The organism is Streptomyces sp. NPDC097107 (genome assembly GCF_044762405.1).
GTDB classification, from domain to species: domain Bacteria; phylum Actinomycetota; class Actinomycetes; order Streptomycetales; family Streptomycetaceae; genus Streptomyces; species Streptomyces thinghirensis.
This window is the reverse complement of the sequence record NZ_JBIWEF010000008.1, coordinates 32417-57158: the sequence shown is the minus strand read 5'-3', so window position 1 is coordinate 57158 and position 24742 is coordinate 32417. Positions and strand designations below refer to the sequence as shown.

Here is a 24742-nt window from a genome sequence, read left to right as displayed (position 1 = left end):
GTGACATCAACTCCCCGAAGAGCCCGCCTGGCTCTTCCCGCGGCCACCGCCGCACTCGCCCTGTCGGGCGCGGTCCTCGCGGCCGCCCCCGCCCAGGCGTCGGGCACGACCCCGGGCCCGCCCCAGCCGACGGTCACCGAGCAGCCGGCCGCCTCCCGGGTCGAGCTGCTGCAGCGCGTCAAGGGCTCGGGGGCCGCGCTCAGGGGCGACACCGCCGCCGCTCCCGGGCAGCCGAAGCCCACGCCGAGCGCCGAGGCCCCGTCCACCGCCGCCGACCCGAAGATCATCGGCGGCAAGGACGCGACCATCTCCGAGGCGCCGTGGATGGTGCAGCTGCACTACTACGACGACAAGGGCACCGCGGACACCGCCGACGACGACGGCTACTTCTGCGGCGGCACCCTGGTGGCCCCGGCGAAGGTCCTGACCGCCGCGCACTGCGTGTACGGCCTGGACTGGTCGGAGAACGGAGCCGTCCTCGCCGGCACGGCCAAGCTGCCCGAGGGCGACGACCTGCACGGCGGCCGGGTCGCCGGCGTGTGGCGCCAGTGGGTCAACCCCACGTACCGGCCGAGCACCATCGCGGGCGGTGACCTCGCGGTGCTCACGCTGACCGAGGCGCTGCCGTACAAGACGCTCCGGCCGACCTCGAGCAGCGACACCGCCTCCTACGCCAACGGCACCCCGGCGACCGTGTACGGCTGGGGGCGCACCAGCTCCACCAGCGACGACATCTCGCCGACGCTGAAGAAGGCGACCGTGCCGATGCGGTCGGACGCCGCCTGCACCTCGTACTGGGGCTCCGACTTCGTGGCCGGCCAGATGGCCTGCGCCGGCGACCCGGCCTCCGGTCAGGACGCCGGCACGGTCTCCCCGTGCAACGGCGACTCCGGTGGCCCGCTCGTGGTCAACGGCCGGATCGCCGGCGTCGTTTCCTGGGGCGTCACGGACTGCGTCGCGTCGGGCGCCTACGGCGTCTACGCCAAGACCCGCACCTACGCCGGCGAGGTCAACGCCCGCGTCGACGACACCGACCTCGACTTCGACGGTCTGGCGGACCTCTTCGTCCGCACGCCCGGCGGCAAGGCCTACGAGTACTACTCGCTCGGCAACCGGTGGCCCTACCTGGGCGGCCGCGTCGAACTGGGCGACTGGAGCGGGCTGAGCCTGGTCCGCCAGGGGGACCTGGACCGCGACTTCTACCAGGACTACCTGTACCGCACCCCGGACGGCGTGCTGTACACCTTCGCGTTCAACGGCTCCGACCGCTACGAGCCGATCCGCGTCGGCGGCGGCTGGAACGCGATGAAGGACATCCGCGTCCCGGGCGACCTGTCCGGTGACGCCCTGCCCGACCTGGTCGCCAAGGACAAGTACGGCGTCCTGTGGCTCTACCCCGGCAAGGGCGACGGAGTGTTCGGCACCCGCGTCCGGATCGGCGGCGGCTGGGCCAAGTACACGATCACCGGCAAGGGCGACTACAACCGCGACGGCAAGTCCGACCTGCTGGCGCGGGACGGCTCCGGCGTCCTGTGGCTGTACCCGGGCACCGGCAAGGCCTCCCCGGCGCTCGGCAGCCGGAGCAGGGTCGGCGGCGGCTGGTCCGTGTACAACGCCTTCGCCGCCGCCGGTGACGTCACCGGCGACGGCAGGCCCGACCTGCTCGCCCGGGACACCTCCGGGGTGCTGTGGCTGTACAAGGGCACCGGGGGTACGGGTTCGGCGACGTTCAAGGACCGCAGCAGGGTCGGCGGCGGCTGGGGGGCGTTCGACCTCTTCGGCTGATCCCGCCGGGACCGGCCGATTCCGTGCCAGGGGCCGTCTCCGTCCAGGGGGCGGCCCCGCGCGCTGGGATCTTCACCACATGGGCCGGTGCCGCCACCGTCCGTGGGTACCCGCAGGAGTGCCCGCGGATCCCCAGGTCAGCCCCGCGAGTGTGGCCATACCGAGTACGGTCCGTGACCATTTCCCCACCCGGCCGCCACAGACCGTTGTGCAACCCTGTCCCGAGTTCCGCCGTCTCAGCTACGGAGGGACGATGGTGAGGTACCGGTGGAAACCGCCGGAGCCCACCGACCCGACCCTGAGCGCAGGGGGTAACCGACCGGACGAACACCCGAGGAGCACATGTCCGCCGAGAGCACGCCGGATCCCGCGATACCCGGCCCCGGGGAGTCCCGCACCGCCGACTCCCGCCGCCGGGGCAAGGGCCGCCGCCGCAGGCCCCGCGCCAAGCGGCGCAAGGCACTCCTCGTCGCGGCCTGGAGCGCCGCGGGCATCGTCGTCCTGGGCGGCACCGGAGCCGGGGTCCTGTTCTTCAAGCTCAACGGCAACCTCACGAGCCTCGACATCGACCAGGCCCTCGGCACCGACCGGCCGGAGAAGGCCGACAACGGCTCCCAGAACATCCTCGTCCTGGGCTCGGACACCCGCTCCGGCGGCAACGAGAAGCTCGGCGGCGGCGCCGACGACGGCACCGCCCGCTCCGACACGGCGATGGTCGTGCACGTCCACAAGGGACACAAGAAGGCCAGCGTGGTCTCCATCCCGCGCGACACCCTCATCGACCGCCCCGAGTGCACCGACACCGACGGCGGCGAGCACCCCGCCGCCCACGACGTCATGTTCAACTCCGCCTACTCCACCGGTGGCGCCGCCTGCGCCGTGAAGACCGTGGAGTCGATCAGCGGGCTGCGCATGGACCACTACCTGGAAGTCGACTTCAGCGGCTTCCAGAAGCTCATCGACAACCTCGGCGGCGTCGACATCACCACCACCGAGGCGATCAAGGACCCCGACAGCCACCTCGACCTGCCGGCCGGCGCCCACACGCTCGACGGTGAGCAGGCCCTCGGCCTGGTCCGCACCCGGCACGGCGTCGGCGACGGCTCCGACCTCGGCCGTATCCAGCTCCAGCAGGCCTTCGTCAAGGCCCTGGCCGACCGAGTCAAGGACATCGGACTGCTCGGCAACCCCAAGAAGCTGTACGACGTCGCCGACACCGCCACCAAGACCGTCACCACCGACTCCGACCTGGGCTCGGTGAACTCCCTGATGTCCTTCGCGAGCGGTCTCAAGGGCATCGGCCCGGACAGCATGAACATGGTCACCATGCCGGTCGTCTACGACCCCGCGGACCCGAACCGGGTCCTGCTGGAGGAGGCCAAGGCGGACCAGGTCTGGAAGGCTCTGAAGAGCGACGAGCCGATCCCGGAGAACGCCACCGAGGGAACGGCGACCGGCGGGGCCAAGGGTGTCGTGAACGCCGCGGAATAGATGGCGGCGGCCCCCGGTTTTGGGAGTGGACCCCAGTCCTGGCAGACTGGTACGTCGGCTCCGGTTCACGCTCCCGCATCCCGCGGCAGCGACCCGGCGCCCTCCCGGAACACTAGGAGACACCTTGAAGCGCGACATCCACCCCGAGTACGTCGAGACGCAGGTCAGCTGCACCTGTGGCGCGTCGTTCACCACCCGCAGCACCATCGAGTCCGGCACCGTCCGGGCCGAGGTCTGCTCCGAGTGCCACCCGTTCTACACGGGCAAGCAGAAGATCCTCGACACCGGTGGCCGCGTGGCCCGCTTCGAGGCCCGCTTCGGCAAGGCTTCCGCCGGCTCCAAGAAGTAGCGAGCCCCCAACCGCCGGTCCACGGCCGCGCCCCCAGCCGGGGGAGCGCCGGGACCGGCGTTTTTGGTCGCCCGCCTTCCCCTTCCCAAGCAGTAGCAGGAGCCCAAGATGTTCGAGGCCGTCGAGGAACTCGTCGCCGAGCACGCCGACCTGGAGAAGAAGCTCGCCGACCCGTCGGTCCACTCCGACCAGGCCAACGCGCGCAAGCTGAACAAGCGTTACGCCGAGCTCACCCCGATCGTCGCCACGTTCCGCTCCTGGAAGCAGACGGGCGACGACATGGAGACCGCGCGCGAGCTGGCCGCCGACGACCCGGACTTCGCCGCCGAGGTCAAGGAACTGGACAAGCAGCGCGACGAGCTCACCGAGAAGCTCCGCCTGCTGCTCGTCCCGCGCGACCCCAGCGACGACAAGGACGTCATCCTGGAGGTCAAGGCGGGCGCGGGCGGCGACGAGTCGGCGCTCTTCGCCGGTGACCTGCTGCGCATGTACCTGCGCTACGCCGAGCGGGTCGGCTGGAAGACCGAGATCATCGACTCCACCGAGTCCGAACTGGGCGGCTACAAGGACGTCCAGGTCGCCGTGAAGACCAAGGGCGGCCAGGGCGCCACCGAGCCGGGACAGGGCGTCTGGGCGCGGCTGAAGTACGAGGGCGGGGTGCACCGCGTGCAGCGGGTGCCCGCGACCGAGTCCCAGGGCCGTATCCACACCTCCGCGGCCGGCGTGCTCGTCACGCCCGAGGCCGAGGAGATCGACGTCGAGATCAACCCCAACGACCTGCGCATCGACGTCTACCGGTCCTCCGGCCCCGGCGGCCAGTCCGTCAACACCACCGACTCCGCCGTGCGCATCACGCACATTCCCACCGGAGTCGTCGCCTCCTGCCAGAACGAGAAGAGCCAGTTGCAGAACAAGGAGCAGGCGATGCGTATCCTGCGCTCCAGGCTGCTCGCGGCGGCGCAGGAGGAGGCGGAGAAGGAGGCCGCGGACGCCCGGCGCAGCCAGGTCCGCACCGTCGACCGCTCCGAGAAGATCCGTACGTACAACTTCCCGGAGAACCGCATCTCGGACCACCGCGTCGGCTTCAAGGCGTACAACCTGGACCAGGTCCTGGACGGCGACCTCGACCCGGTGATCCAGGCCTGCGTCGACGCCGACTCGGCGGCCAAGCTCGCCGCCGCCTAAACGCCACCACCCGCACCGGACCACAGCTCAGCCCCGGAGGACCAGCGTGAACCTGCTGCTCATGGAGGTGGCCCAGGCCACCCAGCGGCTGGCCGACGCCGGCGTGCCCTCGCCGCGCACCGACGCGGAGGAACTCGCCGCGTATCTGCACGGCGTCAAGCGGGGCGAGCTGCACACCGTGCCGGACGCGGACTTCGACGCCCGGTACTGGGAGGTCGTCGCCCGCCGTGAGGCGCGCGAGCCGCTCCAGCACATCACCGGCCGCGCCTACTTCCGCTACCTGGAGCTCCAGGTCGGCCCCGGCGTCTTCGTGCCCCGCCCCGAGACCGAGTCGGTCGTCGGCTGGGCCATAGACGCCGTGCGCGCCATGGACGTCGTCGAGCCCTGCATCGTCGACCTGTGCACCGGCTCGGGCGCCATCGCGCTCGCGCTCGCCCAGGAGGTGCCGCGCTCGCGCGTGTACGCCGTGGAGCTGTCCGAGGACGCCCTGGTGTGGACGCGGAAGAACATGGAGGGGTCCAGGGTCGAGCTGCGCCAGGGCGACGCCCTGACGGCGTTCCCGGACCTCGACGGCCAGGTCGACCTGGTCGTCTCCAACCCGCCGTACATCCCGCTCACCGAGTGGGAGTACGTCGCTCCCGAGGCCCGCGACCACGATCCCCAGCTGGCCCTGTTCTCCGGCGAGGACGGCCTCGACCTGATCCGCGGCCTGGAACGCACCGCGCACCGCCTGCTGCGCCCCGGCGGGGTCGTCGTCGTCGAGCACGCCGACACCCAGGGCGGCCAGGTGCCGTGGATCTTCACCGAGGAGCGGGGCTGGGCCGACGCGGCCGACCACCCCGACCTCAACAACCGCCCCCGCTTCGCGACGGCCCGCAAGGCGCTGCCGTGAGCACCGCCCCGACTTCAACCCCGCAGTACGTGTACGAGGAGGCCCGCTAGATGGCACGGCGATACGACACCAACGACGCGACCGACCGTGTGACCGGTCTGCGCGAGGCCGCGTCCGCCGTCCGCCGTGGCGAGCTCGTGGTGCTGCCGACGGACACCGTGTACGGCATCGGCGCCGACGCGTTCACCGGGGAGGCCGTCGCCGACCTGCTGGACGCCAAGGGCCGGGGCCGCAACATGCCCACCCCCGTCCTCATCGGCTCGCCGAACACCCTGCACGGCCTGGTCACCGACTTCTCCGAGCTGGCCTGGGAGCTGGTCGACGCCTTCTGGCCGGGCGCGCTGACGCTGGTCGCCAAGCACCAGCCGTCCCTCCAGTGGGACCTCGGCGACACCCGCGGCACGGTCGCCGTCCGCATGCCGCTGCACCCCGTCGCCATCGAGCTGCTCACCGAGGTCGGCCCCATGGCCGTCTCCTCCGCCAACCTCACCGGCCACCCGGCGCCGGAGGACTGCGACGCCGCCCAGCAGATGCTCGGCGACTCCGTCTCCGTCTACCTCGACGGCGGCCCCACCCCCGGCAACGTCCCGTCGTCCATCGTCGACGTCACCCGCGAGGTGCCGGTGCTGCTGCGCGCGGGCGCGCTGTCGGCCGAGGAGCTGCGCAAGGTGGTACCCGACCTCGAGGTGGCGAATTGACGGCCCCTGGGACGGGGCGTGGCATAGGCAACGGGGAACGCGCCGCGGAGATCACGACGACGTTCGTCGGCCTTCCGCGCGACAGCTTCCGCATCCTCCACGTCAGCACCGGCAACGTCTGCCGCTCGCCCATCACCGAGCGGCTGACCCGGCATTTCGTGACGGAGCGGCTCGGCGTGCTGGGCGGCGGCCTCATCGTGGAGAGCGCGGGCACCTGGGGCCACGAGGGCGCGCCCATGGAGACCAACGCGGAGACGGTCCTCGCGGACTTCGGCGCGGACGCGGCCGGCTTCACCGGGCGTGAGCTGCTGGACGAGCACGTGATCCGCGCGGACCTGGTGCTGACGGCGACGCGGGACCACCGCGCCCAGGTCATCTCCATGGGGCACTCGGCGGGGCTGCGCACCTTCACCCTCAAGGAGTTCACCCGCCTGGTGAACGCCATCGACCCGGCCACACTGCCCTCCCTGGACGAGGGCGTGGTCGCGCGTGCGCGTGCCCTGGTGCGTGCCGCGGCGGCTCTACGCGGGTGGCTGCTGGCGCCGACGGCGGAGGCGGACGAGGTGTACGACCCGTACGGGGCGCCGCTGCCCTTCTTCCGGTCGATCGGGGACGAGATACACCAGGCGCTGGATCCCGTGGTGACGGCGCTCACGGGGGTACCCACGAGGACGTGAGGGGCGCGACGGCCGAGCGCACCGCCGGCGCCGGGCCTACATTGGTCGTACGTCACCGTCGACGCACGCCCGGAGCGCATCATGTCGGTCACCCACGACATCCTTGAGGCCGATGACAGCACGCTGGGGGTCCTGCTGCGCCAGGACCCCCAGCTGGCCGAGATCCTGCGCGCCGAAAGCCGCCGGCAGTCGACGACCCTCCAGCTGATCGCCGCCGAGAACTTCACGTCCCCCGCCGTGCTGGCCGCCCTCGGCTCCCCGCTGGCCAACAAGTACGCCGAGGGCTACCCGGGCGCCCGGCACCACGGCGGCTGCGAGATCGTCGACGTCGCCGAGCGGCTCGCCGTCGAGCGCGCCCAGGACCTCTTCGGCGCCGAGCACGCCAACGTGCAGTCCCACTCCGGCTCCTCCGCCGTGCTGGCCGCCTACGCCGCGCTGCTGCGCCCCGGCGACACCGTCCTCGCCCTCGGCCTGCCGTACGGCGGCCACCTCACGCACGGCTCACCGGCGAACTTCTCCGGCCGCTGGTTCGACTTCGTCGGCTACGGCGTGGACGCGGAGACCGGCCTGATCGACTACGACCAGGTGCGCACCCTGGCCCGCGCCCACCGCCCCAAGGCGATCGTGTGCGGCTCGATCGCCTATCCCCGCCACCCCGACTACGCGACCTTCCGCGACATCGCCGACGAGGTGGGCGCCTACCTCGTCGCGGACGCCGCCCACCCGATCGGTCTGGTCGCCGGGGGAGCGGCGCCCAGCCCGGTGCCGTACGCCGACGTCGTCTGCGCCACCACGCACAAGGTGCTGCGCGGGCCGCGCGGCGGCATGATCCTGTGCGGGAGCGAACTGGCCGAGCGGGTCGACCGGGCCGTGTTCCCGTTCACCCAGGGCGGCGCGCAGATGCACACCATCGCGGCCAAGGCGGTCGCGTTCGGCGAGGCGGCAACCCCGGCCTTCGCCGCGTACGCCCATCAGGTGATCGCCAACGCCCGCACCCTCGCGGCCCACCTGGCCGCCGAGGGACTGGTCGTCACCACCGGCGGCACCGACACCCACCTGATCACCGCCGACCCCGCCCCGCTGGGCGTCGACGGGAGAACCGCGCGGGGCCGGCTCGCGGCGGCCGGAATCGTCCTGGACTGCTGTGCGCTGCCGCACGACGACGCCCGCGGCCTGCGCCTGGGCACGGCGGCCCTCACCACGCAGGGCATGGGGGAGCGGGAGATGCGGGCGGTGGCCACCCTGCTCGCGGAGGTGCTCCGGGGTGGCACGGACGCCGCCGCGGCGCGGGACGACGTACGGGATCTGGTCACGGGATTTCCACCGTATCCGGACTGAGGCGGGGTAGGCGCACACGCGTGCACCGCCACACGTGCAACCATCGTCGCTACCCGGAAGTCCCCAACCACATGCGCGCATCGCTAGGGTGGTGGGCCGGGAATGGCCAGCGAGACCTGTGGGGAAGCCCGTGCGTGAATACCTGCTGACGCTCTGCGTCACGGCCGCGGTGACGTATCTGCTGACAGGGCCGGTACGTAAGTTCGCGATCGTGGCGGGGGCGATGCCGGAGATCCGGGCACGTGACGTGCACCGGGAGCCCACTCCGCGCCTCGGCGGGATCGCGATGTTCTTCGGACTCTGCGCGGGCCTGCTGGTCGCCGACCACCTCACCAATCTCAGTGAGGTCTTCGAGACCTCGAACGAGCCGCGGGCCCTGCTCTCCGGGGCGGCCGTGATCTGGCTGATCGGCGTCCTGGACGACAAGTTCGAGATCGATGCCCTGATCAAGCTGGGCGGGCAGATGATCGCCGCCGGCGTGATGGTGGTGCAGGGTCTGACGATCCTGTGGATTCCCCTCCCGGGCGTCGGCAACGTGGCGCTGACCCAGTGGCAGGGCACCCTGCTGACGGTGGCGCTCGTCGTCATCACCATCAACGCGGTCAACTTCGTGGACGGCCTCGACGGTCTCGCGGCCGGCATGGTGTGCATCGCGGCGGCGGCGTTCTTCATGTACGCCTACCGGATCTGGTACTCGTACGGCATCGAGGCGGCGGCGCCCGCCTCGCTGTTCGCGGCCATCCTCATGGGCATGTGCCTGGGCTTCCTGCCGCACAACATGCACCCCGCCCGGATCTTCATGGGCGACTCGGGGTCGATGCTGATCGGCCTGGTGCTGGCGGCGGGCGCGATCTCGGTGACGGGGCAGGTGGACCCGGACGCGATGCGGCTGTTCTCGGGGTCCGAGCGCAACACCGTGCACCAGATGGTGCCCGTCTACATCCCGCTGCTGATGCCGCTGACCATCATCGCCATCCCGGCCGCCGACCTGATCCTGGCGATCGTCCGGCGCACCTGGCGCGGCCAGTCGCCGTTCGCCGCGGACCGCGGGCACCTGCACCACCGGCTGCTGGAGATCGGGCACTCGCACAGCCGCGCGGTGCTGATCATGTACTTCTTCTCGGCGCTGATCGCGTTCGGCGCGCTCGCGTACTCCGTGAACGCCGCTTCCATGTGGATCGTGCTGAGCGTCGTCTTCCTCAGCGCGATCGGCCTGGTCCTGCTCCTGCTGCCGCGCTTCACACCCCGCGCCCCGCGCTGGGCAGAGCGCTTCGTTCCGCCCCGCTACCGCCGCCGCGGGGCCCCGGCGGCCGTCGAGTCCGAGCCCGCCGTGGTGGCGGACGAGACGGACGGGACGGATGAGCGCGTCCCGGTCGCCGCGGGTGTCTCGGGCGTCAACGGGGCAACCGCCGTCGGCCCCCGTTCGCGCGCAAGGTAAGAATCTGACTAGAGCATTGCCAACTCGTGGGGGAACGAAGCACCCCATTACCAGACAAGTAGGTGCAGTAATCGCTCAGGCGCGCACTGTCACTCTCATGTGTGACAGTAAGCACACCGGCAGGTAAAGACCTCATCAAATAGTTTGTGATACGGTTCACGAGAACCCGGGTAGAGCCGAAGGACCGCAGTGCGACGGTCTCTTGGGCGTGAGGACTCCGTTCGGCCCGGGATTACGCTCGTCCATGACGACACCTGCCCCCTGTGTGTGAAAGCGGAGTTGCCGCCATGCCGTCCAATGACGTCCGGATCCTGCTTCAGGCTGCCGTGCCCACGGCTGCCGTCGGCGCTGTAGCCGCCGTCGTCAGCGCCGTGGTCGCCGGTGGCAAGGGGGCGATCGGTGCCGTGGTGGGGACGCTCGTGGTGATCCTCTTCATGGGGCTCGGTCTCTACATCCTGCAGCGCACCGCCAAATCGCTTCCGCACCTCTTCCAGGCCATGGGCCTGATGCTCTATGCGGCACAGATTCTTCTGCTGTTCATTTTCGTCGCCGCGTTCAAGAACACGACGCTGTTCAACTCCCGGGCCTTCGCGCTCACCCTGGTCGCCGGCACCCTCGCCTGGATCGCCGCCCAGACGCGCGCCCACATGAAGTCCAAAATTCTCTACGTCGAACCCGAATCTTCGGGCGAAAAGCCCGAAAAGACGGGCCACTCGTCGTGAGGGGTAGGGCCGGGATAAAGAGGCATGTGAAGTCCTGCTATCGTCCGGTGCCAACTGCGGCATCGCGGGCGCGGGCATCCCAGCTGACGCCTGCTCAATCGCGAGGCGAGATGCCCCACAGCCGCCCCCACACCCGTAACACCAGTCCCGTGCCGAACTGCGGCCCCGCGCCGCGCCGACACAACGAGGTTGCCGTACCCATGCGCCACGATGAAGGAGCCCGCGGTGAGTGCTGACCCGACACAGGTGCTCGCCTTCGACACCAACTGTCACATCTTTGACGGCTGCGGCTTCGCCGAGGTCTCCCCGGGCCTGCACTCGTTCCTGTTCCAGCCCCTTCTGGGCGATGGGGACAGCAACCTGTACTTCAACAAGACGATGCTGCTGGCGCTGCTCGGCTCGATCATCATCGTCGGCTTCTTCTGGGCTGCCTTCCGCAAGCCGAAGGTGGTCCCGGGCAAGCTCCAGATGACGGCCGAGGCGGGGTACGACTTCATCCGGCGCGGTGTCGTCTACGAGACCATCGGCAAGAAGGAGGGCGAGAAGTACGTCCCTCTCGTGGTCTCGCTGTTCTTCTTCGTATGGATGATGAACCTCTGGTCGATCATTCCGGTCGCCCAGTTCCCGGTCACCTCGATCATCGCCTACCCGATGGTCCTGGCCCTGGTCGTCTACGTTCTGTGGGTCTCGCTCACCTTCAAGCGGCACGGCTTCGTCGGCTTCTGGAAGAACGTCACCGGCTACGACAAGTCGCTCGGCGCGGTGCTTCCGCTGGCCATGCTGATCGAGCTCTTCTCGAACCTGCTGATCCGGCCGTTCACCCACGCCGTGCGACTGTTCGCGAACATGTTCGCCGGGCACACCCTGCTGCTCCTGTTCACGATCGCCAGCTGGTACCTGCTGAACGGCGTCGGTATCGCCTACGCGGGCGTCTCGTTCGTGATGGTCATCGTGATGACCGCGTTCGAGCTTTTCATCCAGGCCCTGCAGGCGTACGTGTTCGTCCTGCTCACGTGCACCTACATCCAGGGCGCGCTGGCCGAGCACCACTGAGCCGGCCCTCAACCCGCCCTCAACCAAGTCGTCCGGTGGCCAACCCCCACCGGTCCGTAAAGGAAAAGGAAGAACTGGCATGTCCCAGACCCTTGCTGCCGTCGAAGGTTCCCTCGGTTCCATCGGTTACGGTCTCGCCGCGATCGGCCCCGGCGTCGGCGTCGGCATCATCTTCGGTAACGGCACCCAGGCCCTGGCCCGTCAGCCCGAGGCTGCCGGCCTGATCCGTGCCAACCAGATCCTCGGCTTCGCCTTCTGTGAGGCGCTCGCCCTGATCGGTCTGGTCATGCCGTTCGTCTACGGCTACTGATCGCTGACACAGACCAGCCGACTAGACGAAAGGCACCCCCATGAGCCAGCTGCTCACGATCGCGGCATCAGAGGGTGAGAACCCTCTCATTCCGCCGATCCCCGAGCTTGTCATCGGCCTGATCGCCTTCGTCATCGTCTTCGGCTTCCTCGCCAAGAAGCTGCTCCCGAACATCAACAAGGTTCTGGAAGAGCGTCGCGAGGCCATCGAGGGCGGTATCGAGAAGGCCGAGGCCGCGCAGACCGAGGCCCAGAGCGTCCTTGAGCAGTACAAGGCCCAGCTCGCCGAGGCCCGGCACGAGGCCGCGCGCCTGCGTCAGGAGGCGCAGGAGCAGGGCGCCACGCTCATCGCCGAGATGCGCGCGGAAGGCCAGCGGCAGCGTGAGGAGATCATCGCCGCCGGTCACGCCCAGATCCAGGCCGACCGCAAGGCCGCCGCGTCCGCGCTGCGCCAGGACGTCGGACAGCTGGCCACTCAGCTGGCCGGCAAGCTCGTCGGTGAGTCCCTCGAGGACCACGCCCGGCAGAGCCGCGTCATCGACCGCTTCCTGGACGAGCTGGACGACAAGGCGACGAAGGCAGAGGCGACCCGATGAACGGAGCGAGCCGCGAGGCCCTAGCCGCCGCACGTGAGCGTCTCGACGCGCTGACGGACTCCACGTCCGTGGACGCCGGCTCGCTCGCCGACGAGCTGGCCGCAGTCACCGCGCTGCTCCACCGCGAGGTGTCGCTGCGTCGGGTCCTCACCGACCCGGCGCAGGCCGGCGAGGCCAAGGCCGAGCTCGCCCAGCGCCTCCTCGGCACCCAGGTCAGCGGTCCCGCCGCCGACCTGGTGGCCGGCATGGTGCGCTCCCGCTGGTCGCAGTCGCGCGACCTGGTGGACGCGCTGGAGGAGCTGGCGAACACCGCCGACCTCACCGCCGCGCAGAAGGCGGGCCGGCTCGACGACGTCGAGGACGAGCTGTTCCGGTTCGGCCGGATCGTCTCCTCGAACACCGAGCTGCGCGCCGCGCTGACCAACCGCTCGGCCACCACCTCGGCCAAGGGTGAGCTGCTGCGCAGCCTGCTCGGCGGCCGGGCGGTCGTGACCACCGAGCGTCTGGTGACGCGCCTTGTCACCGTGCCGCGGGGACGTAGCCTGGAGTCGGGACTCGAATCCCTGTCCAGGCTCGCCGCCGACCGGCGGGACCGGATGGTCGCCGTCGTCACCTCGGCGGTGCCGCTGAGCGACACGCAGAAGCAGCGCCTCGGCGCGGCCCTCGCGAAGGTCTACGGCCGCCCGATGCACCTCAACCTCGACGTGGACCCCGAGGTCCTCGGCGGGATCCGGGTGCAGGTCGGTGACGAGGTCATCAACGGCTCCATCGCGGACCGCCTGGAGGACGCCGGCCGCCGGATGGCGAGCTGACGGCCCCGAGACAACAGCACAGCAAGCAGTACGTACTTACGACGGCCCTGGTTGGGCCGTGCAGAGGATTCACCTCTTTTTGGGGGGAGTCCCCGACTCGTGGAATACCCCCCAAGTGAAACTTCGGGCCCAACAAGGAGAGCAGGGAACTCAGATGGCGGAGCTCACGATCCGGCCGGAGGAGATCCGGGACGCGCTGGAGAACTTCGTCCAGTCGTACAAGCCGGACGCGGCCTCGCGCGAGGAAGTCGGTACGGTCACCCTTGCCGGCGACGGCATCGCGAAGGTCGAGGGTCTTCCCTCGGCCATGGCCAACGAACTGCTGAAGTTCGAGGACGGCACCCTCGGCCTCGCCCTCAACCTCGAGGAGCGCGAGATCGGTTGCGTGGTCCTCGGTGAGTTCAGCGGTATCGAGGAGGGCCAGCCGGTCACCCGTACCGGCGAGGTCCTGTCGGTCGCCGTCGGCGAGGGCTACCTCGGCCGTGTCGTCGACCCCCTCGGCAACCCGATCGACGGCCTCGGCGAGATCGAGACGGAGGGCCGCCGCGCCCTCGAACTGCAGGCCCCCACGGTCATGCAGCGCAAGTCGGTGCACGAGCCGATGGAGACGGGCTACAAGGCCGTCGACGCCATGACCCCGATCGGCCGTGGTCAGCGTCAGCTGGTCATCGGCGACCGCCAGACCGGCAAGACCGCGCTGGCCGTCGACACGATCATCAACCAGCGTGACAACTGGCGCACCGGCGACCCGAGCAAGCAGGTCCGCTGCATCTACGTCGCCATCGGCCAGAAGGGCTCGACGATCGCGTCGGTCCGCGGCGCGCTGGAGGAGAACGGCGCGCTGGAGTACACGACCATCGTGGCCGCCCCGGCGTCCGACCCGGCCGGCTTCAAGTACCTGGCGCCGTACACCGGCTCGGCCATCGGCCAGCAGTGGATGTACGAGGGCAAGCACGTCCTGATCATCTTCGACGACCTGTCGAAGCAGGCCGACGCCTACCGCGCCGTGTCGCTGCTGCTGCGCCGCCCGCCGGGCCGCGAGGCCTACCCCGGTGACGTCTTCTACCTGCACTCCCGTCTGCTGGAGCGCTGCGCGAAGCTCTCCGACGCCGAGGGCGCCGGTTCGATGACGGGTCTGCCGATCGTCGAGACCAAGGCCAACGACGTGTCGGCGTTCATCCCGACCAACGTCATCTCCATCACCGACGGCCAGTGCTTCCTGGAGTCCGACCTGTTCAACGCCGGTCAGCGTCCGGCCCTGAACGTCGGTATCTCGGTCTCCCGCGTCGGTGGCTCCGCCCAGCACAAGGCCCTGCGGCAGGTCTCCGGCCGACTGCGCGTGGACCTCGCCCAGTTCCGTGAGATGGAGGCGTTCGCCGCCTTCGGTTCCGACCTGGACGCCGCGTCGAAGGCGCAGCTTGAGCGCGGTCAGCGCATGGTCGAGCTGCTGAAGCAGGACCAGTACCAGCCGATGTCCACCGAGGACCAGGTCGTCTCCGTCTGGGCCGGCACCACCGGCAAGATGGACGAGGTGCCGGTCTCGGACATCCGCCGCTTCGAGAAGGAGCTCCTCGAGTACCTGCACCGCCAGGAGCAGGGCCTCATGACCTCCATCCGCGAGGGCGCCAAGATGTCCGACGACACCTTGCAGGCCATCGCCGAGGCGATCGCGGCATTCAAGAAGCAGTTCGAGACCTCGGACGGCAGGCTGCTCGGCGAGGACGCCCCGTCCGCCGCCAAGTGACGTAAGGAAGGGACCTGACTCATGGGAGCCCAGCTCCGGGTCTACAAGCGTCGCATCCGATCCGTCACCGCGACCAAGAAGATCACCAAGGCGATGGAGATGATCGCCGCCTCGCGCGTCGTCAAGGCGCAGCGCAAGGTGGCGGCCTCCACGCCGTACGCGCAGGAACTGACCCGCGCGGTCACGGCGGTCGGTACCGGTTCGAACACCAAGCACCCGCTGACCACGGAGGCGGAGAACCCGACCCGTGCCGCGGTCCTGCTCCTCACGAGCGACCGCGGTCTGGCCGGCGCCTTCAACTCCAACGCCATCAAGGCGGCGGAGCGGCTGACCGAGCGCCTCGAGCGTGAGGGCAGGCAGGTCGACACGTACATCGTCGGCCGGCGCGGTCTCGCCCACTACAACTTCCGCGAGCGCAAGGTCGCGGAGTCGTTCACGGGCTTCACCGACGAGCCCTCGTACGCGGACGCCAAGAAGGTCGCGGCGCCGCTGATCGAGGCCATCGAGAAGGAGACGGCGGAGGGCGGCGTGGACGAGCTCCACATCGTCTACACCGAGTTCGTCTCGATGATGACGCAGACGGCGGTCGATTCCCGGCTGCTGCCGCTGAGTCTCGACGAGGTCGCGACGGAGTCGGCGACGAAGGACGAGATCCTTCCGCTGTACGACTTCGAGCCGTCGGCGGAGGACGTCCTCGACGCCCTGCTGCCGCGCTACGTCGAGAGCCGCGTCTACAACGCGCTGCTGCAGTCGGCCGCTTCCAAGCACGCCGCCACGCGGCGCGCGATGAAGTCGGCCACCGACAACGCGGGCGAGCTGATCAACACGCTCTCCCGTCTTGCCAACGCGGCCCGCCAGGCCGAAATCACCCAGGAAATCAGCGAGATCGTCGGTGGCGCCAGTGCCCTGGCCGACGCGAACGCGGGGAGTGACAACTAATGACCACCACTGTTGAGACCGCGACGGCCACGGGCCGCGTCGCCCGGGTCATCGGCCCGGTCGTCGACGTGGAGTTCCCCGTCGACGCGATGCCGGAGATCTACAACGCCCTCCACGTCGAGGTCGCCGACCCGGCGCAGGCGGGCGAGCTGAAGAAGCTGACCCTGGAGGTCGCCCAGCACCTGGGTGACGGCCTGGTCCGCACCATCTCGATGCAGCCCACCGACGGTCTGGTCCGCCAGGCCGCGGTGACCGACACGGGTTCGGCCATCTCCGTCCCCGTCGGCGACTTCACCAAGGGCAAGGTTTTCAACACCCTCGGTGAGGTGCTGAACGTCGACGAGCAGTACACCGGTGAGCGCTGGCCGATCCACCGCAAGGCGCCGAACTTCGACGAGCTCGAGTCGAAGACCGAGATGTTCGAGACCGGCGTCAAGGTCATCGACCTGCTGACCCCGTACGTCAAGGGCGGCAAGATCGGTCTGTTCGGCGGTGCCGGCGTCGGCAAGACGGTGCTCATCCAGGAGATGATCTACCGCGTCGCCAACAACCACGACGGTGTCTCCGTGTTCGCCGGTGTCGGTGAGCGCACCCGTGAGGGCAACGACCTCATCGACGAGATGAGCGAGTCCGGCGTCATCGACAAGACCGCGCTGGTCTTCGGTCAGATGGACGAGCCGCCGGGCACCCGTCTGCGCGTCGCGCTGGCCGGCCTGACCATGGCCGAGTACTTCCGTGACGTCCAGAAGCAGGACGTGCTGTTCTTCATCGACAACATCTTCCGCTTCACCCAGGCGGGCTCCGAGGTGTCGACCCTGCTCGGCCGCATGCCCTCCGCGGTGGGCTACCAGCCGAACCTGGCCGACGAGATGGGTCTCCTCCAGGAGCGCATCACCTCGACCCGTGGTCACTCGATCACCTCGATGCAGGCGATCTACGTCCCCGCGGACGACCTGACCGACCCGGCCCCGGCCACCACCTTCGCCCACCTCGACGCGACGACGGTGCTCTCCCGTCCGATCTCCGAGAAGGGCATCTACCCGGCCGTGGACCCGCTGGACTCGACGTCCCGCATCCTCGACCCGCGGTACATCGCGGCGGACCACTACCAGGCCGCGATGCGCGTGAAGAGCATCCTGCAGAAGTACAAGGACCTGCAGGACATCATCGCGATCCTCGGTATCGACGAGCTCGGCGAGGAGGACAAGCTCGTCGTCCACCGTGCCCGTCGCGTGGAGCGCTTCCTGTCCCAGAACACCCACGTCGCCAAGCAGTTCACCGGCGTCGACGGGTCGGACGTCCCGCTGGACGAGTCGATCGCGGCCTTCAACTCGATCTGCGACGGCGAGTACGACCACTTCCCGGAGCAGGCGTTCTTCATGTGCGGTGGCATCGAGGACCTGAAGAACAACGCCAAGGAGCTCGGCGTCTCCTGAGCCTCGTGCTCATCGTGAGCCCCAGGGCTCGCACCGGAGGGGGCGGGCACGTCCCGCCCCCTCCGTCACGCCTATTAGACTTGTAACCAACACCCGGCTCTCCGGCCGGGTGGTGACCCGAGGAGCCACCTTGGCTGCTGATCTGCACGTCGCGCTGGTCGCGGCCGACCGAGAGGTCTGGTCCGGCGAGGCCACCCTGGTCGTCGCGCGCACCACGTCCGGCGACATCGGCGTCATGCCCGGTCACCAGCCGCTGCTCGGTGTGCTGGAGTCGGGCCCGGTGACCATTCGTACGAGTGACGGTGGGACGGTCGTCGCCGCGGTGCACGGCGGTTTCATCTCGTTCGCGGACAACAAGCTGTCGCTGCTGGCCGAGATCGCCGAGCTGTCGGACGAGATCGACGTCCAGCGCGCGGAGCGGGAGCTCGAGCGCGCGAAGGCGGAGGGCGACGCCCACGCCGAGCGACGCGCGGACGTCCGACTGCGCGCGGCGGCGGGGCGCTGATCCAGGGCGCTGTGCTATGACGTCACTCAGCCGCGGCTGGGACCGGAGCTATCCGGACCCGGCCGCGGCTGAGGCAGATCCGGGTGGTTTTTCCGTTCCGTTACCTAGGAGACGAGGAGGTCGGTGTCGATGGTCCTCGCTCTGACTGTGTGCGGAATTGTCGTCGCCCTGGTGGTGATCGGGCTCTTCGTCTTCGGTCTGCGCCGCCGGCTGATCCAGCGATCGGGTGGCACCTTCGACTGCTCCCTGCGCTGGGACGCCCCCGAGGAGGGCGACGGCGCCGGCAAGGGCTGGTCCTACGGAGTGGCCCGCTACAACGGTGACCGGGTCGAGTGGTACCGGGTCTTCTCGTACTCCCCCCGCCCGCGCCGGGTCCTGGAGCGCTCCGCGATCGAGGTGGCCGGCCGCCGTGTCCCGGACGGCGAGGAGGAGCTGGCGCTGCTCTCGGACGCCGTCGTGCTCGCCTGTCTCCATCGGGGCACGCGGCTCGAACTGGCGATGAGCGATGACGCGCTGACCGGATTCCTCGCGTGGCTCGAGGCAGCCCCGCCCGGACAGCGAGTGAATGTGGCGTAGCCACATTCACTCGCTGGGTGGGGGTCCTCCCGGACGAAGTCCGGGAGAGCGTCAATGTCGCTTAGGTGACTCTTCCGAGTACTACTTCAGCCCGCTGTCGATGGCGCTCACCAGCTCGCCGTTCGCGGTGTCGCCGCTGAACTCCCAGAAGAAGGCGCCGCCCAGCTTCTGCTGCTCGGCCCAGTCCATCTTGGACTTGACGGTGGCCGGAGTGTCGTAGGACCACCAGTTGCTGCCGCAGTGCGCGTACGCGGTGCCGGCGACGGTGCCGGTGGCCGGGCAGCTGTTCCTGAGGACCTTGTAGTCCTCGATGCCCGCCTCGTACGTGCCGGTCGCCGGGCCGGTCGCCGTGCCGCCGGGCGCGGACTGGGTGACGCCGGTCCAGCCGCGGCCGTAGAAGCCGATGCCGAGGAGCAGCTTGGCGGCCGGCACGCCCACCGCCTTGAACTTCGCGATCGCCTCGGCGGAGTTGAAGCCCTGCTGCGGGATGCCGTTGTACGAGGTCAGCGGCGAGTGCGGAGCGGTCGGACCGTTCTTCGCCCAGGCGCCGAAGAAGTCGTACGTCATCACGTTGTACCAGTCGATGTACTGCGCGGCGGTGCCGTAGTCGGCGGCCTCGATCTTGCCGCCGTCGGAGGCGTCGGCGGTGACGGCCGCGGTGACCAGGTCGTCGCCGAACTCGGTGCGCATGGCCTTCATCATGGTGCTGAAGGCGTTCGGTGCGCTGGTCGTGTCACAGCTGAGACCGCAGGCGTTCGGGTACTCCCAGTCCAGGTCGATGCCGTCGAAGACGTCGGCCCAGCGCGGGTCCTCGACCAGGTCGTGGCAGGACTTCGCGAAGGCGGCGGGGTTCTTCACCGCGTCGGGGAAGCCGCCGGACCAGGTCCAGCCGCCGAAGGAGAACAGCACCTTGATGTGCGGGTACTGGGCCTTCAGCTTGCGCAGCTGGTTGAAGTTGCCGCGCAGCGGCTGGTCCCAGGTGTCGGCGACGCCGTCGACGGACTGGTCGGCGGTGTACGCCTTGTCGTAGTCGGCGTAGGCGTCACCGATGGTGCACTTGCCGCCCTGGACGTTGCCGAAGGCGTAGTTGATGTGGGTGATCTTCTCGGCGGAGCCGGAGGTGACCAGGTTCTTCACGTGGTAGTTGCGCCCGTAGACGCCCCAGTTGGTGAAGTAGCCGAGCTTGACCTCTTCGCCCGGCTGCGGGCCGGGGCCGCCGCCGCCACCGGTGGTGGTGACCTTCACCGCGCCGCTGACCGGTCCGGTCTGGTCGGCGGTGTCGCGGGCCTGGACGGTGTAGGAGTAGTCGGTGCCGGCGGTCAGGCCGGTGTTGGTGTAAGTGGTGCCGGTGACCGTGGCGACCTTGGCGCCGTCGCGCAGGACGTCGTAGTTCTTGACGCCCTTGTCGTCGGTCGCCGCGGACCAGGACAGTTTCACCGAGGTGTCGGTGATGCCGGAGGCGGTGGGTGTCCCGGGAGCCGAGGGTGCCTTGTCGCCGGGTACGGAGGTGCCGTCGCAGCTGCCGCCGTTGAGCTTGCAGTTGGACGGGGAGCCGGGGCCGCTGCCGTTGAAGCCGAAGGAGACCGACGCCCCGGGGGCGAGGGTGCCGTTCCAGCCGACGTTCTTGGCGGTCCAGTGGTTACCGGAGTTGGTGACCGTGGCGTCCCAGGCGGAGGTGACCTTGGTGCCGGAGGGGAAGTCCCACTCGACGTTCCAGGAGTTGATGGTGGTGGTTCCGGTGTTTTTCACCGTCCACTTGCCGCCGAAGCCGGTGCCCCAGTCCGAGGTTTTGGCGAAGACGGCCGTCGCACTCGTCGCGGCCTGGGCCGGACTCGCGAGGCCGACCAGACCGGCCAGCGGGAGCGACAGCGTCGCGACCAGTGCCGCGACTCTGTGTCTGAAGCGCATGCTGCGCCTCCTTATGTGGGGTTGTGTCGTGGGCATGACTGAGCCTCATGCCCGCAGTGCCGCGAGAATAGAAAGGTCTGGACCATAGGTCAATAGGTCTGGACCAGTGCTCCATTGTTTCCGGGCGTGGGAGAAGCTGTCTCCGGGCGTGGGAGAAGCTGTCTCCGGGCGTGGGAAAAGCTAGATCCCCAACTCCTGCGCGAGCACCGCCGCTTGCACCCGGCTGCGCAGCCCCAGCTTCCCCAGCAGGCGGCTGACGTGCGTCTTCACCGTGGCTTCCGCCATGTCCAGCCGCTCGGCGATCGCCGCGTTGGACAGCCCCTCGCCGAGACAGGACAGCACCTCGCGCTCGCGCCGGGTGAGGTCCTCCAGCACCGACGGATCGGCGGTCGGCTCCCGGACCGGTTTCGCGGCGAACTCGGCGATCAGCCGCCGGGTGACGGCCGGGGCGACGATCCCCTCACCGCCCGCCACCGTGCGCACGGCCGCGAGGAGGTCCTTCGCCTCCGTGTTCTTCAGCAGGAACCCGGCGGCCCCCGCCCGCAGCGCGCCGAAGACGTACTCGTCCAGGTCGAAGGTGGTCAGTACGAGCACGTCGGCCAGCTGCTCGGCGACCACTCGCCGGGTCGCCGACACCCCGTCCAGCCGGGGCATCTGGACGTCCATCAGCACCACGTCCGGACGCAGTTCCCGGGCCAGCGCCACCGCCTGCTCGCCGTCCGCCGCCTCCCCGGCCACCTCGATGTCCGGGGCGCTGCTCAGGATCAGCACCAGTCCGGCGCGGACGGCGGACTGGTCCTCGGCGACGAGGACGCGGATCATGCGAGGTCTCCTTCGGTCAGGGGCAGGGTGGCGCGTACGGTCCAGATCTTGCCGCCCGTCGAGCCGGGGTCCGCCACCGGCCCGGACTCGAACGTGCCGTGCAGCAGCGCCGCCCGCTCCCGCATGCCGACCAGGCCGGCACCGGAGCCGGGGGCACGCGGCGCCTCCCGGTCGCCGTAAGGGCTGGTGACCAGGACGCGCAGCACGTCGTCGTGCCGGGCCAGCTCGACCCGTACCGTCCCCTGGGAGGCGTGCTTGAGCGCGTTGGTGAGCGACTCCTGCACGATCCGGTACGCGGCCAGCTCGACCGGCGCGGGCAGCCCCTCGCCCGGTGCCGCCTCCAGGGTGACGTCGAGGCCGTTGGCGCGGGCGCCGTCGGCCAGCGCGCCGAGCCCGTCGAGGGTGGGGGCGGCGGCCGGTTCGGTGTCCTCGCCGGTGTCCCGCAGGATGCCGATCAGGCGTCGCATCTCGGCCAGTCCCTCGACGCTGTTCTCGCGGATGACGCCGAGCGCCTGCCGGGTGGTGGCCGGGTCGTCCAGGGAGAGCGCGGCCGTGGAGTGGATGGCGATCGCGGAGAGGTGGTTGGCGACCATGTCGTGCAGCTCGCGGGCCATCCGGGAACGCTCCGCGGTCACCGCCTGGACCCGGTCCATCTCGGCCAGCAGCGCGGTCTGCTCGGCGCGCAGCAGGGCGGCGTCGGCGGCCTCGCGGTGATTGCGCACGATCAGGCCCGTGGAGGCGGGCGCGAACGACACGACTCCGACGGCGACACCGATCAGCAGCGCCTCGGGCACCCGCCACAGCGCGAACGGCACGATGGTCCCGGCCACGGTGAGCAGCCCGGTGATCCACGGGATGCGGCGGGCCGAGGCGGGCGGGCCGTACAGCACGGCGGCGTACATCAGGTCGGTGTACATGATCACCGTGACCAGGCTGCCCTGCGTGAACGTGTCCCCGATCAGCGCGGCCGTGCCGATCAGCAGACCGGTGCGCGGCGCGGCCCGGCGCAGCAGCTCGCAGCCCGCTATGACGGCGAGCGGGACCAGCAGCGGCCAGCGGCCGTCGAACAGCACGATCGGTGCGTCGGCGGGCCGCACACCCAGGCCGATGCCCCACAGGAGCAGCCCGCCGAGCAGACCGGCCGACGCGGCGTACACGTCGAAGCGGCGCGGGCGGGGGAGTCGTACGGCCATGCCACCATCCAACACGCCCCCCGCCCCGCCCGCCTGGTCCCGGGGAACGGTCCGGCACTGCATCCTTCGATGTACCGGAGGTTCGTCACCGGCGACGACGATCCGACCGCTCCGGCGGGAGAGCCTGGAAGGGCGATCGAGAGGAGCGAACCGTGATCGTCACCCTGATCATCGTCTGTGAGATCGGCTTCTGGGTACTGCTGGCGGCCGGACTGGCCGTCCGCTACCTGCTGAAGATGCCGCGCGCGGGCATGGCGCTGCTGCTGTGCGAGCCGCTGCTCGAGGTCGTGCTGCTGGTCGTCACCGCGCTGGACCTGAGGAACGGTGCCGACCCGAGCTGGAAGCACGGCCTGGCGGCCCTGTACATCGGTTACACGGTGGGGCACGGCCACCGCACCGTGAAGTGGCTCGACGGCCACGCCGCCCACCGGCTGGGCGAAGCGCCGAAACCGGTCGGCCCGCCGCGCTACGGCATGGCCCGCGCCCGGCACGAGGGCAAGGTGTGGCTCGGCACGCTGCTCGCCGCCGCCGTGGCGACCGGACTGCTCCGGATCGCCATGTGGTACGTCGGCGACCCGAGCCGCACCGGCTCCCTGGAGAGCTGGCAGGCCACGGCCTGGCGCGCCGCCGGCATCCACGGGCTGATCGCGCTGACCTACGCGGTCTGGCCGAAGAAGGCCCCGGCCGGGACGGCGGCGGTCTCACCCGAGGCGACGAAGGAACCGGAGGACGCGCGCCGATGAGGTACCTGCCGGAGCGGAACCTGTGGGAGGGCGGCGCCACCTTCGTGGCCGGCCTCGCCCTCTCGCTGTTCGCCGGGGGCGTGGAGGTCCCCGTCGTCGACCTGACGAAGGCCGGCATCGTGATGATGTGTGTCGGCGGCGCGCAGACCGTCTGGGGCCTGTTCCGGTCGGCGCGCCGACAGGCCTAGCGCTCCCCGCCCGGCACCCACAGCACGTCCCCGACCTCCTTGTTGGCCACGCGGGCGAGGATGAAGAGCAGGTCGGAGAGACGGTTCAGGTAGGTCGCGGTGAGCGCGTTCATCGACTCGCCGTGGACCTCCAGCGCCGCCCACGTCGAGCGCTCGGCCCGCCGGACCACCGTGCACGCCTGGTGCAGCAGGGCCGCGCCGGGCGTGCCGCCGGGCAGGATGAAGGAGCGGAGCTTCTCCACGTCGGCGAGGAAGCGGTCGCAGTCCGCCTCCAGCTTGTCGACGTAGAACTGCTCGACCCGCAGCGGCGGGAACTCCGGGTTCTCCACCACCGGCGTCGACAGGTCCGCGCCCACGTCGAACAGGTCGTTCTGGACGCGGACGAGGACCTTGACGACCTCCTCGTGCAGGCCGCCGAGGGCGATCGCCGTGCCGATCACCGCGTTCGCCTCGTTGGCGTCGGCGTACGCGGAGATGCGGAGGTCGGTCTTGGGGACCCGGCTCATGTCGCCGAGGGCGGTGGTGCCCTGGTCGCCGGTCCGGGTGTAGATGCGCGTCAGGTTGACCATGGGGCCAGCGTAGTTAGGCTCCGGCGGTACGGAACACGCGTGTGCCCACCGTCACGGCCAGCGCGGTGAAGGCGAGGGCGACCAGGACGCCGTAGAACATGTGCGGCGTCGCGTAGCTGCCGACGTACGCGTCCCGTACCGCGTCGACCAGATAGCGGAACGGCATCAGGTGCGAGAGCCCGTCCAGCCACGCCGGCCCCAGCGTCATCGGCAGCATCAGGCCGGACAGCAGCATCGACGGCATGGTCAGCGCGTTGACGGCCGGCCCGAACTCCTGCGGCGTACGGACCTTCATCGCCAGCGCGTACGACAGCGACGCCAGCGAGACCGTGAGCAGGGCGACGAAAGCGAAGCCGATGAGCACGCCGGGCAGGGGCGCGCGCAGGCCCATCACGACCGCCGCCAGCACCAGCAGCACTGCCTGGAAGACGAAGACCGTGGCGTCCCGCAGCACCCGGCCCAGCAGCAGCGCCAGGCGGCTGACGGGCGTGACGCGCATGCGCTCGACCACCCCCTGGCCGTTCTCGATGATGACCGAGAAGCCTGCGAAGGACGCACCGAACAGGCCGAGTTGGAGCAGCAGGCCGGGGACGAGCACCTGCCAGGAGCTGCCCTGTCCGCCGAGCGGCAGATCGGTCAGCAGGGGGCCGAAGAAGAGCAGGTACAGCAGCGGCATCAGCACGCCGAAGAGCAGTGCGAAGCGGGAGCGCAGGGACTGGCGCAGGTAGCGGCCGAAGATGAGGCCGGTGTCGTGGAGCAGCATCGGGGGTCCTC

Annotated in this window: 26 protein-coding genes; 21 read left to right on the top strand and 5 right to left on the bottom strand. The window is 70.0% G+C overall.

The window, feature by feature from the left end; all coding sequences use genetic code 11:
- The 19 genes from ACIQ1J_RS20080 to ACIQ1J_RS19990 all read left to right on the top strand — a co-directional run bounded on the left by ACIQ1J_RS20080 (position 1) and on the right by ACIQ1J_RS19990 (position 18545).
- Positions 1-1785, top strand: a complete 1785-nt coding sequence (locus ACIQ1J_RS20080; RefSeq protein ID WP_403558338.1) for a trypsin-like serine protease — start codon at positions 1-3, stop codon at positions 1783-1785.
- Between the two features lie 342 nt (positions 1786-2127).
- Entirely contained in the window at positions 2128-3276 is a 1149-nt protein-coding gene (locus ACIQ1J_RS20075) for an LCP family protein (RefSeq protein WP_403558336.1), read from the top strand.
- Positions 3277-3400: 124 nt separating this feature from the next.
- On the top strand, positions 3401-3625 hold the full coding sequence (rpmE, locus tag ACIQ1J_RS20070; protein ID WP_064729851.1) for a 50S ribosomal protein L31: 225 nt from the start codon (positions 3401-3403) through the stop codon (positions 3623-3625).
- A gap of 108 nt (positions 3626-3733) precedes the next feature.
- Positions 3734-4810, top strand: a complete 1077-nt coding sequence (gene prfA, locus ACIQ1J_RS20065) for a peptide chain release factor 1 (RefSeq protein WP_210960458.1) — start codon at positions 3734-3736, stop codon at positions 4808-4810.
- A 46-nt stretch (positions 4811-4856) separates the two neighbouring features.
- Positions 4857-5702 (top strand): peptide chain release factor N(5)-glutamine methyltransferase, encoded by an 846-nt coding sequence (prmC, locus tag ACIQ1J_RS20060; protein ID WP_121749211.1) that lies wholly within the window; start codon positions 4857-4859, stop codon positions 5700-5702.
- Positions 5703-5752: 50 nt separating this feature from the next.
- The gene (locus ACIQ1J_RS20055) at positions 5753-6400 is read left to right on the top strand and encodes an L-threonylcarbamoyladenylate synthase (protein WP_053137111.1); all 648 of its coding nucleotides are present in this window, start codon (positions 5753-5755) and stop codon (positions 6398-6400) included.
- Positions 6397-7077: a protein-tyrosine-phosphatase gene (locus tag ACIQ1J_RS20050; protein WP_210960457.1), complete on the top strand. Its 681-nt coding sequence runs from the start codon at positions 6397-6399 to the stop codon at positions 7075-7077. Before ACIQ1J_RS20055 ends, ACIQ1J_RS20050 begins: the two co-directional genes overlap by 4 nt.
- An 81-nt stretch (positions 7078-7158) precedes the next feature.
- Positions 7159-8415 (top strand): serine hydroxymethyltransferase, encoded by a 1257-nt coding sequence (glyA, locus tag ACIQ1J_RS20045; protein ID WP_403558332.1) that lies wholly within the window; start codon positions 7159-7161, stop codon positions 8413-8415.
- A gap of 130 nt (positions 8416-8545) precedes the next feature.
- Positions 8546-9853, top strand: a complete 1308-nt coding sequence (locus ACIQ1J_RS20040) for an MraY family glycosyltransferase (RefSeq protein WP_403558330.1) — start codon at positions 8546-8548, stop codon at positions 9851-9853.
- A gap of 287 nt (positions 9854-10140) precedes the next feature.
- On the top strand, positions 10141-10575 hold the full coding sequence (locus tag ACIQ1J_RS20035; protein WP_121749215.1) for a hypothetical protein: 435 nt from the start codon (positions 10141-10143) through the stop codon (positions 10573-10575).
- A gap of 210 nt (positions 10576-10785) precedes the next feature.
- Positions 10786-11628 (top strand): F0F1 ATP synthase subunit A, encoded by an 843-nt coding sequence (gene atpB, locus ACIQ1J_RS20030; protein WP_403558327.1) that lies wholly within the window; start codon positions 10786-10788, stop codon positions 11626-11628.
- Positions 11629-11707: 79 nt separating this feature from the next.
- Complete coding sequence (gene atpE / locus ACIQ1J_RS20025) at positions 11708-11938, top strand: ATP synthase F0 subunit C (protein WP_009321656.1); 231 nt, start codon at positions 11708-11710, stop codon at positions 11936-11938.
- Between the two features lie 40 nt (positions 11939-11978).
- Positions 11979-12533: a F0F1 ATP synthase subunit B gene (locus ACIQ1J_RS20020; protein ID WP_121749216.1), complete on the top strand. Its 555-nt coding sequence runs from the start codon at positions 11979-11981 to the stop codon at positions 12531-12533.
- Complete coding sequence (locus ACIQ1J_RS20015; protein WP_403558324.1) at positions 12530-13345, top strand: F0F1 ATP synthase subunit delta; 816 nt, start codon at positions 12530-12532, stop codon at positions 13343-13345. The genes ACIQ1J_RS20020 and ACIQ1J_RS20015 overlap by 4 nt, the downstream gene beginning before the upstream one ends.
- Positions 13346-13499: 154 nt before the next feature.
- Positions 13500-15089 carry a F0F1 ATP synthase subunit alpha gene (gene atpA, locus ACIQ1J_RS20010; RefSeq protein ID WP_403558322.1) on the top strand — a complete coding sequence of 530 codons (1590 nt, stop codon included), beginning with the start codon at positions 13500-13502 and terminating at the stop codon, positions 15087-15089.
- A 21-nt stretch (positions 15090-15110) separates the two neighbouring features.
- On the top strand, positions 15111-16028 hold the full coding sequence (locus ACIQ1J_RS20005; RefSeq protein WP_403558320.1) for a F0F1 ATP synthase subunit gamma: 918 nt from the start codon (positions 15111-15113) through the stop codon (positions 16026-16028).
- Positions 16028-17464, top strand: coding sequence for a F0F1 ATP synthase subunit beta (gene atpD / locus ACIQ1J_RS20000; protein ID WP_210960449.1), 1437 nt, complete (start codon positions 16028-16030; stop codon positions 17462-17464). The genes ACIQ1J_RS20005 and atpD overlap by 1 nt, the downstream gene beginning before the upstream one ends.
- Before the next feature lie 130 nt (positions 17465-17594).
- The gene (locus tag ACIQ1J_RS19995) at positions 17595-17969 is read left to right on the top strand and encodes a F0F1 ATP synthase subunit epsilon (RefSeq protein ID WP_064729863.1); all 375 of its coding nucleotides are present in this window, start codon (positions 17595-17597) and stop codon (positions 17967-17969) included.
- A 129-nt stretch (positions 17970-18098) separates the two neighbouring features.
- A complete protein-coding gene (locus ACIQ1J_RS19990; RefSeq protein WP_210960447.1) occupies positions 18099-18545 on the top strand; it encodes a DUF2550 domain-containing protein in 447 nt (148 codons plus the stop codon).
- Positions 18546-18626: 81 nt separating this feature from the next.
- Here the strand turns inward: ACIQ1J_RS19990 and ACIQ1J_RS19985 are convergent, their stop codons facing one another.
- From ACIQ1J_RS19985 to ACIQ1J_RS19975, 3 genes are all read right to left on the bottom strand, one after another.
- Positions 18627-20453, bottom strand: coding sequence for a glycosyl hydrolase family 18 protein (locus tag ACIQ1J_RS19985; protein ID WP_403558317.1), 1827 nt, complete (start codon positions 20451-20453; stop codon positions 18627-18629).
- Between the two features lie 180 nt (positions 20454-20633).
- The gene (locus ACIQ1J_RS19980; protein ID WP_403558315.1) at positions 20634-21275 is read right to left on the bottom strand and encodes a response regulator; all 642 of its coding nucleotides are present in this window, start codon (positions 21273-21275) and stop codon (positions 20634-20636) included.
- A complete protein-coding gene (locus ACIQ1J_RS19975) occupies positions 21272-22468 on the bottom strand; it encodes a sensor histidine kinase (protein ID WP_403558313.1) in 1197 nt (398 codons plus the stop codon). The genes ACIQ1J_RS19980 and ACIQ1J_RS19975 overlap by 4 nt, the downstream gene beginning before the upstream one ends.
- Before the next feature lie 152 nt (positions 22469-22620).
- On the opposite strand from ACIQ1J_RS19975, the gene ACIQ1J_RS19970 reads away from it, so the two are divergent.
- Positions 22621-23211 (top strand): hypothetical protein, encoded by a 591-nt coding sequence (locus ACIQ1J_RS19970; RefSeq protein ID WP_403558311.1) that lies wholly within the window; start codon positions 22621-22623, stop codon positions 23209-23211.
- The gene (locus tag ACIQ1J_RS19965) at positions 23208-23399 is read left to right on the top strand and encodes a DUF5708 family protein (protein ID WP_403558309.1); all 192 of its coding nucleotides are present in this window, start codon (positions 23208-23210) and stop codon (positions 23397-23399) included. Before ACIQ1J_RS19970 ends, ACIQ1J_RS19965 begins: the two co-directional genes overlap by 4 nt.
- Here ACIQ1J_RS19965 and ACIQ1J_RS19960 read toward each other — a convergent pair.
- Positions 23396-23968 (bottom strand): cob(I)yrinic acid a,c-diamide adenosyltransferase, encoded by a 573-nt coding sequence (locus ACIQ1J_RS19960; protein WP_403558307.1) that lies wholly within the window; start codon positions 23966-23968, stop codon positions 23396-23398. The genes ACIQ1J_RS19965 and ACIQ1J_RS19960 overlap by 4 nt on opposite strands.
- Before the next feature lie 13 nt (positions 23969-23981).
- Complete coding sequence (locus ACIQ1J_RS19955; protein WP_403558305.1) at positions 23982-24731, bottom strand: ABC transporter permease; 750 nt, start codon at positions 24729-24731, stop codon at positions 23982-23984.
- Between the last annotated feature and the right edge of the window lie 11 nt (positions 24732-24742).

Excerpts from the sequence above, each read along its gene's own strand:
- ACIQ1J_RS20075 (WP_403558336.1), top strand. The coding sequence starts at position 2,128 with ATGTCCGCCGAGAGCACGCCGGATCCCGCGATACCCGGCCCCGGGGAG.
- prfA (WP_210960458.1), top strand. The coding sequence starts at position 3,734 with ATGTTCGAGGCCGTCGAGGAACTCGTCGCCGAGCACGCCGACCTGGAG.
- ACIQ1J_RS20055 (WP_053137111.1), top strand. The coding sequence starts at position 5,753 with ATGGCACGGCGATACGACACCAACGACGCGACCGACCGTGTGACCGGT.
- glyA (WP_403558332.1), top strand. The coding sequence starts at position 7,159 with ATGTCGGTCACCCACGACATCCTTGAGGCCGATGACAGCACGCTGGGG.
- ACIQ1J_RS20035 (WP_121749215.1), top strand. The coding sequence starts at position 10,141 with ATGCCGTCCAATGACGTCCGGATCCTGCTTCAGGCTGCCGTGCCCACG.
- atpB (WP_403558327.1), top strand. The coding sequence starts at position 10,786 with ATGAAGGAGCCCGCGGTGAGTGCTGACCCGACACAGGTGCTCGCCTTC.
- atpE (WP_009321656.1), top strand. The coding sequence starts at position 11,708 with ATGTCCCAGACCCTTGCTGCCGTCGAAGGTTCCCTCGGTTCCATCGGT.
- ACIQ1J_RS20020 (WP_121749216.1), top strand. The coding sequence starts at position 11,979 with ATGAGCCAGCTGCTCACGATCGCGGCATCAGAGGGTGAGAACCCTCTC.
- ACIQ1J_RS20015 (WP_403558324.1), top strand. The coding sequence starts at position 12,530 with ATGAACGGAGCGAGCCGCGAGGCCCTAGCCGCCGCACGTGAGCGTCTC.
- atpA (WP_403558322.1), top strand. The coding sequence starts at position 13,500 with ATGGCGGAGCTCACGATCCGGCCGGAGGAGATCCGGGACGCGCTGGAG.
- ACIQ1J_RS20005 (WP_403558320.1), top strand. The coding sequence starts at position 15,111 with ATGGGAGCCCAGCTCCGGGTCTACAAGCGTCGCATCCGATCCGTCACC.
- atpD (WP_210960449.1), top strand. The coding sequence starts at position 16,028 with ATGACCACCACTGTTGAGACCGCGACGGCCACGGGCCGCGTCGCCCGG.
- ACIQ1J_RS19990 (WP_210960447.1), top strand. The coding sequence starts at position 18,099 with ATGGTCCTCGCTCTGACTGTGTGCGGAATTGTCGTCGCCCTGGTGGTG.
- ACIQ1J_RS19985 (WP_403558317.1), bottom strand. The coding sequence starts at position 20,453 with ATGCGCTTCAGACACAGAGTCGCGGCACTGGTCGCGACGCTGTCGCTC.
- ACIQ1J_RS19980 (WP_403558315.1), bottom strand. The coding sequence starts at position 21,275 with ATGATCCGCGTCCTCGTCGCCGAGGACCAGTCCGCCGTCCGCGCCGGA.
- ACIQ1J_RS19975 (WP_403558313.1), bottom strand. The coding sequence starts at position 22,468 with ATGGCCGTACGACTCCCCCGCCCGCGCCGCTTCGACGTGTACGCCGCG.
- ACIQ1J_RS19965 (WP_403558309.1), top strand. The coding sequence starts at position 23,208 with ATGAGGTACCTGCCGGAGCGGAACCTGTGGGAGGGCGGCGCCACCTTC.
- ACIQ1J_RS19960 (WP_403558307.1), bottom strand. The coding sequence starts at position 23,968 with ATGGTCAACCTGACGCGCATCTACACCCGGACCGGCGACCAGGGCACC.
- ACIQ1J_RS19955 (WP_403558305.1), bottom strand. The coding sequence starts at position 24,731 with ATGCTGCTCCACGACACCGGCCTCATCTTCGGCCGCTACCTGCGCCAG.